Origin of the sequence: Vibrio sp. 10N.222.47.A9 (genome assembly GCF_963872585.1) — a bacterium.
Lineage (GTDB): Bacteria > Pseudomonadota > Gammaproteobacteria > Enterobacterales > Vibrionaceae > Vibrio > Vibrio splendidus.
On sequence record NZ_CAWNBB010000086.1, the window covers coordinates 1 to 9,375 of the forward strand.

Genomic DNA, 9,375 nt, shown 5'->3' on the forward strand with positions numbered 1-9,375 from the left:
TTTGGGGCATTTCTGAGTTATCGGCCTTCCTAAATTAGCAATTAATGAATAACCCTTATTTATAGAAAGCAGCTTTGTCTAGTGCTGACTGTGTCGAATAGGTTTGCACATTCCGAATTAGCAGAGCTGACAGTCTCCTTATAATGGAGACGTGTCTCATTAGAATGTAACTCAGCTCGCTTTGGACTGATATGCTTTAATTCGCTGGATGGTTAAGGTTCGCTTATGTTTGTTTTTTATTTGTATATGACATAACTCAAGCGTTAGTCCGAAAACCATAGCAAAGTACACATAGCCTTTATTGATATGAATGGCTAGCCCTTCCGCCATCAACAACCCTCCTAATAAAACCAAAAACAGTAAAGCCAGCGTTTTAAATCCTGGGTAACGAATAACCAAGTTGTTAATTTTTTCCGCTGTTAAAATCATAAAAATCGCGGATGTCAAAATAGCGGCTATCATAACGGGCACTTCAGATGTTAAGCCGACAGCGGTTATAACTGAATCCATTGAAAAAACGGCATCTACCGCTACAATCTGGAGAAGTACGATGGCTAGTCCAGTCCTAGATTGAGTCGAATATGACGATGGTGTATGTCTTAACCATGACCAAAGTTCTTTCGCACTTTTAGCTAACAAAAAACCACCACCCAATATCATAATAATATCTCGCCCGGTGAACGTTGTATGGGCGAAGCTCAGCAAAGGATTAGTCAGAGACATCACCCACGAAATAGAAAGTACAAGACCTATTCGCGTTAACACCGCCAGACCAATACCTAAATTACGTGCAACTTTGCGTTGCTGTTCGGGAAGCCGCTCACATAGAACAGAAATGAAGACGACATTATCGACACCCAAAACAATTTCAAGAATCAATAAAGTTGCAAATACTACCCAGATTTCGGGTTGTAGAAAGAGCTCTAGCATGTGCTTATCTCCTTAATACAAGAAGACAATGGGATAAAGCGGCACCTAACGGGGTCGTCCATAGAAGTAATTTACCTCTTTGTTTAGAAATGTTGGATTAAGAGTCAGAGTTCAATTTAATAACGCTAGTTTTTAATGTGTTATCTATTTTATTGTTGAACTCAATATTTAACATCGGATGTTTATGTGGTAGTGACTGGATGTCGTTGGCAAGTATGCAAAACTGATCAAAGCCAAGGGGTTCTAAATGATTGACCTGTGAAATAGGCCAACCATTGTACTTCTCTTTACTAACCATGTATCGATGATTGCTTGAAGTTAGATTGATAAATCACGAGTTACTTGACTGCATATTTTGATTAAGCGGAAAAGCCACCGTCGATCATCAAATCAGCACCAGTGATGTAACCCGCTTCTGAGCTAGCGACGAATGCTACTAAGCTAGCAATCTCCTCAACTTGACCATAACGACCAAGTGCACCGATAGCTTTTACAGGCTCTGAAGTATCGCCATTGTCTGGGTTTAAGTCGGTATCTACCGGACCAGGTAAAATGTTGTTGACTGTAATGCCTCTAGGGCCTAGATCTCGAGAGAGACCTTTGGCCAATCCGGTTAGTGCAGACTTGCTCATTCCATATATAGAACCGCCAGCAAAAGGAATGCGCTGAGCGTTCGTACTACTGATATTGATTATTCTGCCGTTATTATTCATATGCTTCGCGGCTTCATGAATAGCCACAAATACACTTCGTACGTTGGTATTGATGGTCTTGTCCCAATCATCCATCGTCAAATTTTCAATACTGTCCCAGATCAGCGTACCTGAGTTGTTTACGACAATATCAATTTGACCAAGTTGTTCTATGGTTTCGCTGATTGCATTTCTGATATCTTCAGGCTTAGTGCTATCTGCCTTTATTGCGATGACTTTGCTACCTTGTGAAGTTAAGTTCTCAGCAAGCGCTTTAGCTTTTTCGTGGGATGACACAAATGTAAAAGCAACAGACGCTCCCTCCAATGCCAATCTCTCAACAATGGCGGCACCAATGCCGCGACTGCCACCTTGGATAAAAGCGACCTTACCTTTGAATCTATTGAAGTTATTCATTATGTTTACCTTAATTGAAAATCGATGTAATCATCTCGTTGATGTACGCAGAATAATCGATTCACATTTGTTTATTAAGTCCATATAATGAAGAACATAAAGTCTCTGGGGGAATTAATTAATGTTAAAAAGCCAGTTTGTGGAAGTTCGTCATTTTGTCACCGTAGCGCAGTTGGGGAGTTTTACCCTTGCGGCTCAAGCGCTTGGAATGACCGGTTCAGCTTTAAGTAAAAGCGTTGCTCGACTAGAAAAACAGCTAGGCACCAAACTCCTTCATCGAACAACTCGACGCATCGCGTTAACCAATGATGGGGATTCCTATTTAGCCGACTGCCTTAAAGCGATGACCATTTTAGAGGAAGCAGAGAAGCGCTTAAGCAATCAACAGTTATTGCCATCAGGGCGTGTGCGTATTGATTTACCCGCAGTTCTCGGTAGAAGAGCAATCCTACCCAAGTTGTTAGAATTAACGTCCAAGTTCGAGCAATTAGATCTATCTATTACCTTTAATGACCGTCCTACGGATTTAGTCAGTGACGGGATTGATCTTGCGATCCGCGTTGGGCACTTAGAAAATTCGGGCGATATTGTTGCACGTAAAATAGGGGAGCAAAAAAGGGTGATATGTGCCTCTCCCTCTTATTTAGCAACGCGAGCACCGATTACCAAAAAAGAAGATATTGCCCAACATGATTGCATCGTCGGTTGGCCTATAGGACAAAGGCATAGTTGGCTGCTGAAAAATGCTAAAGGGGCAACCGAATCTGTTGATATTTCAGCACGTCATGAGATAGCCGACTGTGAAGGTATTTTGCAATCGGCTTTATCTGGTGCAGGTTTAGCTCAACTACCAGTGTGGTTAGTGAAGCAATACCTTGATGATGGGCAATTATGCCCTGTATTAGAGAAATTCAATGGCGAAGGAGCACCCATCAGTATTGTTTGGCTAAAAACACCTTACATTCTGCCTAAAATAAGAGTCATCATAGATGAAATCATTGCATTATCGAGCCGTCATCCGGATATTTTTGAGGCTTCTTTGTAATGTTGACTAATCGAAGCACGACTTTGCAGGTCATTTGGGTGTTATTGTGTTTTAGATAGTCCAACGATATTGAGGTCACTATCAAAGTTTGATAGTGGCCTCAATCATCATAAAACCTACATACTAGCTAACAATATTTACATTTGTCTTAGGTATCGCGCAGCAAGCTAGGGCCATTCCTTTCGCCTTATCACTGTCTTCAATTCCTGGGGCATCGGGCTGGTAAACCTCTCCTGATTTCACTGTGACTTTGCAGGCGCCGCAGAAACCAGCTCTGCAGTTATTCGAAATAGAAAGCCCTGCAGCTTCAGCTTGCTCCAGAACGGTGCGCTGGTTGCTTCCTTCAAACACGACACCATCAAGGTTGATTTGAACCCTTTTCTCGCTCCCGTCCGCCACTCTTGCAACGCCAAATGTCTCTTGATGGTACTGTTCTTCAGGCAGCCCACTCTCTATCATCAAGCGCTTTACACTCTCCATGAAACCACTAGGACCACATACAAAAACTTGACGTTTGTGAAACTCTGAAATTTGATTTAAATGAGAACGACTAAAATGCCCCTTTTCGCCTAGCCAATCAGTTGATGGCTCGCTAAGGGCTAGAGTCACAGTGACATTGGCGTGTTGTTTTTCTAGCATAACGAGCTCTTCCATGAATGGAATATCCGCTTTCGTCAAACATTGATGATAAAACGCAATATCACGAGTGTCTCGTTGGTCAGTCAAATACCGAAGCATAGCGATCATGGGCGTCACACCGCTACCGGCAGAAAGCAGCAACAGCGGCTCATTCGATTCTTTAGTAATATGAAAAGTGCCTTTGGGTTGATCCGCAATAATGGTATGGCCAACTTGTAAGTGGTTGAACAACCAGTTGGAAACTTCACCACCATGGACCCGTTTCACTGAAATCGACAAACGTTCTGGCCGAGAGGGGCTAGATGACAGCGTATACATTCGTTTGGTCAGTTTGCCATTGGCCGTGATCTCAATAGGGAGGTGTTGTCCCGCTTTATACTCAGGCACCATACCGTTTTTAGGCTCAAACCAAAATGTCTCGAAGTTTCTTGCTGTAGGTTCTCTTTCAACACAAATCAACTCTTGTTTTTTTGCGTCGAGATCTTCATAAAACTCCTTGGATTTATACTCAAGCACTTCGATAGCATCATTGATGGAGATAACACCTTCGTTTTTCGCTACAAGGTTTTGCCCGAAAAATATTTTGCCTTGCTCGTTGGCTCTAAAGCGTGAAAAGCTCGTCAATGGCTCTTTACTGGCCCTAAATTCTCCATTTTCCAGATCAAGTGTCGTTAAAATGCACCGCTCACACGGCTCTACAATTTCAAATTCAACGTCATCTATCTTGATACGCTTCCATGAGTCTTCGATAAAAGGTTCGTTTGATTGCACCACGAGGTTAGTGCGAAACTGTTCCATGGTGTGGACTTCGCTGCTGCGTCTATTCAGCTCCGCTAATGAGCCAGAGCTAATCAGCAAGATAGGAAAACCGTCGGCAAAGCTCACATTATGACCAAGGTTTTCTCTCATGCGGTTAGATTGCTCGCCAGTAAACAGTAACTCAACTCGCTTCCCTATCACTTGGCTAAACCAGTCATTTGCTTCATCGGTTGTTGTGTAGGCTGAAAAGCGGTCCCTCCAAACACTGGTATCTGTAGCCTGCATTTTAAAATTAGAATAGTGTAGTTTTAGTGGTTCCATCCCGGGGTAAAAAAAAATGATACCGGTTGGCAGTAGACTAGAACTCACTTGAACCATGTTTGGATACTGACGCGCCGTCACCATGGTTGGGTATTTAGCCGAAGCGGAGACATCATCACCAGTTAACGCCAACATAAAGCGACGATCAAAAACAAGGCCTTGCTTTTCGACCCATGAAGAAGAGAGAGAAAGCCCGCCAATGGATTTGACTGGATAGATATTAACTTGGGAAAGTACGGTAGAATTTACCACAATGTCACCCTTTATTATTGTGCTGATTTATTGAACCGCAAGGAACGGTTTTAACGACCTAACAAGGCCGATGGTTTACTTGTGAGGAGGTCGGTTGTTTCGCGATTTAAGCATGAAGCGCATCAAAACCAACGCATTCAATGCCATTTTTTCTTAGCCAGAGAGAGAACTCATCGCTGGTTAAAATCTTCCACTCTTCAACACGAGCATGGGTATAACTAGAGATGTCCTCTAGCTCTTCAGTTAGCGTCCTTGCTGGGTGGCACATTAATTCAATCGTACTGTTAGGCATGCTGTCTTGATAAGCCAGCAATACTGCTTTGAGGTATTCAATATTGACACCTTCTGCATGAAAGCCCATATCAAACGCATCTGGGGTAGGAACCGACAATAAGTTTTGACCCCGTATAAAGCTATCAATACGCCTGACGGGGAGGCCTATTTCATTGGCTGCTTGTGTAAAACCTACTTTAAGAGGGCGATAGGCACCAGCAAAATGGTGGCTATCGATATGATTAATATTAAATCCCGCGTCTAAAGCCGCTTGATATTGCGCCATACACTCTCTAAAGACTTCATCAGAAGACACATCAGATTTATTAAACAGGGTCTTTCTATCAAAAAAATGACCATTCTCGTCAACCAGTGTTGGAATTAATTTAGGGGACGATATTGATTTACCTGATGTCACTGTAAAATGCAGTCCAACTTCATGAATAAGACCACGCTGATAGAGTTGTGACGCGTGAGAGACACCAGGTTGGTTCATCATTATGGTGGTCGATTTTACGGTTCCGGCACGAAAACAATCCGCAATCCCCAAGTTCACCGACTCCGTCAGCCCGAAATCATCAGCATTTAAAATAAGTTTCATCGTATCTCATCCACGTTATATCTTATCGATTCTCGTAATAGCGTTATCAGCTCCGATTCCCTTCTTGATTGAGTCACCATTAACGTCCTTGCAATGTGACATTACACAAATTAATCTATAATGACTGATAACTTCGGACAAACGAGTAATTTCCCCACACGAATTAACCAGGGTAATGCATGAGCTCGATCACCAATCAACAACAGCAGCTTTCTCTGCTTCATACTTTTAGCGTTGCAGCGCGCCACTTGAGTTTTACCAAAGCAGCAGAAGAGCTCTTTCTGACCCAAGGTGGGGTTAGCCAGCGAATTAAAAAACTGGAAATGCAGCTTCAATTCAATCTATTCATTAGAAAAACCCGAAAGTTAGAGCTCACACCGGAGGGACAAAGAGTTCTGAGAGTTCTGAATTCATCATTTGAGTCCATTTTTTCTACCCTTTCTGACATTCAAACCGGAGAGCTGACTGGTAGCTTACATATAGCCACATCACCTTATTTTGCCTCTGCTTGGCTGATCCCGAGACTCCCTTCACTTCGTCAGCAATACCCCAATCTAAGCATCAAGCTGCAAACCAAACAGAATCAATCTGATTTTCAATTTGAACCTTACGATGTGGCGATTTTTTATAGCCAGGGGCGGTATCCCAATCACTTCAGTGAGCGACTATTTTCTGGAAAGAGGACACCTGTGTGCAGTGTTAATTACGCCACCGAGCATGGTCTTCACAGTGGGTTGAGCGCTCTATCTGACGTTAATTTTATCCATAGAGGGGATACAAGTGCGTGGCAGTATTGGTTAGATGAAATGCATATCGACATTGATTGTAAAAAACGGTGTGACTTCTATAGTGACAATCGCCTAGCGATGGAAGCGGCGGAATTATCGCTCGGTGTGTTTCTTGCTCGGTATGAATTTGCGCTGCCTTTAATCCAAGCGGGGAGGCTAGTCGCGCCATTTCCGCATATTGAATCAGGAAAGGGCTACGATTTGGTTTGCCCTAAAGGAATGGAAACAAGAGTAAAATTCCAAGCGTTTTCTCGCTGGGTACATTCTGAACTAGACAATGGATAAAGAGTTCTCGTTATATTGCTACATAACCGAGTACGAATTATAAGCAGTTCAAATATAAAAATACCCTAGAGTGGCTCTAGGGTACGAATCAACAACACTCAAACTGAGTTTTATTGATTATTTTTTGTTAAAAAAATCAATAACTAGATCTTCAACCTGGACTGGGCACTCCTCCATCAACCAGTGGCCACATGACTCCAACACATGACTTTGAACGTCGTTGGCATACTCTTTCATTTGATTGATTTGAGTTGTCCCTAAACTACTTTGAGCGTTACCTGATATTGCCAGGATCAGCATTTCCCACAAATTATTTCAAGTACCATTTGCACAATAAAACTTCAAAAAGACATATTAAGTCCCTGTGGGAATATGTATTGGTAATTTTAAGGACTTAATCTTGCGTGTGTTATCCCCTATTATGCAATCCAAGTTGATAATTAAATTCAAACGACTACCAATATCTTTTGGTGAAATTTACGGTTCGATGTGACAACGAATAGACCTAACTGCTGCTTCTGCCATAAGAGTGACAGTGTCACAAAGCATGGCTATGGCCCCAACGGCCATCAACGATTTCGCTGTCTTGCTTGCCGCCGTACCTTTCAAGTGAATATTGTTACGAGGCCTGTAAACCAGGAATTCGAAATAGGATTATTGAAATGACCGCACAAAATCATGGAAAGCGAGCAACCAGTCGTCATTTGCAAGTTTCGTACAACACGGTTCTAAGCGCATGTCATCGGGATAAATAGAAGCCATTCCCCCTTTGAAAATGCGAATTCTGATACGTTGCCGAATTCAATCACATTGAAAACGGCATTTTTATTGGATAAAAAACAACATTTTTGTGCCACTTTTCCGACACTTGGACTTAGGGCTCTAACAACAACCAATATCGACGGTACGTAATTACCGCATATTAATAATTTGAGTTGAAAAAATGAAAAAACAAAGCTTGTTTATCTTTGCTCTATCTTTAGCCGTTTTTGGCGTTATCACGACAGAGCTTGGTATTATTGGTCTCCTTCCTCAAGTCATGAAAGACTTTAATATTGATGTACAAGAAGCCGGTCTGTTAGTCAGTGTTTACGCTGTCGTCGTGGCGGTAAGTGGACCATTTATTACATTATTGATGTCAGGGTGGAATAGGAAATACGTCTTAATTGGTATACTTTCCTTGTTCGTTCTATCGAACCTTGTGTACGCAATAACGCAAGATTACACGACCATGATGATATTTCGCGTTTTGCCAGCCTTGATGCATGCTGTTTTCTTTTCAGTTGCATTGGTAGCAGCTACTTCTATGGTATCAGTAGAAGAGCAAAGCAACGCCGCAGCAAAAGTATTCGGTGGTGTTGCTGTTGGTTTGGTCTTCGGTATTCCGATTAGCGCTTTTCTAGCTGAACAATACTCTCTCGCTTATGCCTTTTACTTTGGCTTAACTGCTTGTGCCATTGCGTTAGTGAGTGTGATGTTCTTGATGGAAAGCGCGCCTGTAAAGGAAAAAATGTCCTTCGGCTCTCAAGTAACTATTTTACGTAGCAAGTCCATGTGGCTGTCTTTATCGACCGTAATATTCGTATTTGCAGCGATGTTTTCTTCGTACAGCTTTATTACTCAGTACTTAAGTAATGTAACGAATATGAACGGCACGTGGATTAGTGCAATGCTGATGGTGTTCGGTGTGTTTGGTATCTTTGGTAACTTCATCTTTGGTAAATTACTTGGCAAAAACATGAAAAAGACCGTGATGCTTTACCCTATTACACTTGGCCTTATCTATCTTGTTGTATACTTCATGGGTTTTTCGTTCTCCTTCATGGTAGCAATGGTCGCGTTTTGGGGTGCAGTACACTCTGCTGGTTTGGTTGTGAGCCAAACATGGGTTATGGATAATGCAGGTGATGCGAAAGTATTTGCAAATAGTCTGTACATCTCTTTTTCAAATTTTGGGATCACTATTGGCTCGATAGTCGCTGGGTGGTTTATCGCTCAGTTCGGTGTAGAAAACCTATTCCTATCGAGCTTAGCATTTACGGTATTAGCGTTGATTAGTATCTTACTAAATCAGAAAAAAAGTCCCGCTCTTAAACTTTCAGAAGTGAATTAATTAGCGAAAGTGCTGACTTTCATGAGAGAAGCATAATCACAAAAGTCAGCACTATTTCTATTACTTGCTCACTCCTGATTGGATTAAACATGTTAGTCCAATCTGCCATTCATTTTGCACTAGATTACTTAATTCAAACAGCATATCGCTACTTTGGACTGTCTATTAGTTCTAACAAAGTTTGGGGAAGATCTGAGTTAGCTGGCACTTTTTGAGAAAAGTGCCACGAGTAAAACTTCAGGTCTATGAAGCCTCTGAAC

General features: G+C 42.0%; 9 protein-coding genes. 5 read left to right on the forward strand and 4 right to left on the reverse strand.

All coding sequences use genetic code 11. The features are described from left to right. Positions 1-171: 171 nt before the first annotated feature. Both AACT19_RS23290 and AACT19_RS23295 read right to left on the reverse strand, forming a co-directional pair. On the reverse strand, positions 172-930 hold the full coding sequence (locus AACT19_RS23290) for a TerC family protein (protein ID WP_076648986.1): 759 nt from the start codon (positions 928-930) through the stop codon (positions 172-174). 359 nt (positions 931-1,289) lie between these two features. After that, positions 1,290-2,039, reverse strand: a complete 750-nt coding sequence (locus AACT19_RS23295; RefSeq protein WP_016795501.1) for a 3-oxoacyl-ACP reductase family protein — start codon at positions 2,037-2,039, stop codon at positions 1,290-1,292. Positions 2,040-2,160: 121 nt separating this feature from the next. Here AACT19_RS23295 and AACT19_RS23300 point away from each other — a divergent pair, with 121 nt between their 5' ends. Continuing rightward, on the forward strand, positions 2,161-3,084 hold the full coding sequence (locus AACT19_RS23300; protein WP_016792128.1) for a LysR family transcriptional regulator: 924 nt from the start codon (positions 2,161-2,163) through the stop codon (positions 3,082-3,084). A 123-nt stretch (positions 3,085-3,207) separates the two neighbouring features. Here the strand turns inward: AACT19_RS23300 and AACT19_RS23305 are convergent, their stop codons facing one another. Continuing rightward, positions 3,208-5,055, reverse strand: coding sequence for a hybrid-cluster NAD(P)-dependent oxidoreductase (locus tag AACT19_RS23305; RefSeq protein WP_076648988.1), 1,848 nt, complete (start codon positions 5,053-5,055; stop codon positions 3,208-3,210). A gap of 106 nt (positions 5,056-5,161) precedes the next feature. Then, positions 5,162-5,929, reverse strand: a complete 768-nt coding sequence (locus tag AACT19_RS23310) for a carbohydrate deacetylase (RefSeq protein ID WP_016799701.1) — start codon at positions 5,927-5,929, stop codon at positions 5,162-5,164. 179 nt (positions 5,930-6,108) lie between these two features. On the opposite strand from AACT19_RS23310, the gene AACT19_RS23315 reads away from it, so the two are divergent. From AACT19_RS23315 to AACT19_RS23320, 4 genes are all read left to right on the forward strand, one after another. Further along, entirely contained in the window at positions 6,109-7,002 is an 894-nt protein-coding gene (locus tag AACT19_RS23315; protein WP_076648990.1) for a LysR substrate-binding domain-containing protein, read from the forward strand. A 489-nt stretch (positions 7,003-7,491) separates the two neighbouring features. Then, positions 7,492-7,668, forward strand: a complete 177-nt coding sequence (locus tag AACT19_RS25535; protein WP_445286125.1) for an IS1/IS1595 family N-terminal zinc-binding domain-containing protein — start codon at positions 7,492-7,494, stop codon at positions 7,666-7,668. Next, positions 7,665-7,757, forward strand: a complete 93-nt coding sequence (locus tag AACT19_RS25540) for a hypothetical protein (RefSeq protein ID WP_366664312.1) — start codon at positions 7,665-7,667, stop codon at positions 7,755-7,757. The genes AACT19_RS25535 and AACT19_RS25540 overlap by 4 nt, the downstream gene beginning before the upstream one ends. A 188-nt stretch (positions 7,758-7,945) precedes the next feature. Further along, entirely contained in the window at positions 7,946-9,115 is a 1,170-nt protein-coding gene (locus AACT19_RS23320) for an MFS transporter (protein WP_076648992.1), read from the forward strand. Positions 9,116-9,375 lie beyond the last annotated feature (260 nt).

Coding starts and splice junctions, on each gene's coding strand:
- AACT19_RS23320 (WP_076648992.1), top strand. CDS start 7,946: ATGAAAAAACAAAGCTTGTTTATCTTTGCTCTATCTTTAGCCGTTTTT.
- AACT19_RS25540 (WP_366664312.1), top strand. CDS start 7,665: ATGACCGCACAAAATCATGGAAAGCGAGCAACCAGTCGTCATTTGCAA.
- AACT19_RS23295 (WP_016795501.1), bottom strand. CDS start 2,039: ATGAATAACTTCAATAGATTCAAAGGTAAGGTCGCTTTTATCCAAGGT.
- AACT19_RS23310 (WP_016799701.1), bottom strand. CDS start 5,929: ATGAAACTTATTTTAAATGCTGATGATTTCGGGCTGACGGAGTCGGTG.
- AACT19_RS23300 (WP_016792128.1), top strand. CDS start 2,161: ATGTTAAAAAGCCAGTTTGTGGAAGTTCGTCATTTTGTCACCGTAGCG.
- AACT19_RS23290 (WP_076648986.1), bottom strand. CDS start 930: ATGCTAGAGCTCTTTCTACAACCCGAAATCTGGGTAGTATTTGCAACT.
- AACT19_RS23315 (WP_076648990.1), top strand. CDS start 6,109: ATGAGCTCGATCACCAATCAACAACAGCAGCTTTCTCTGCTTCATACT.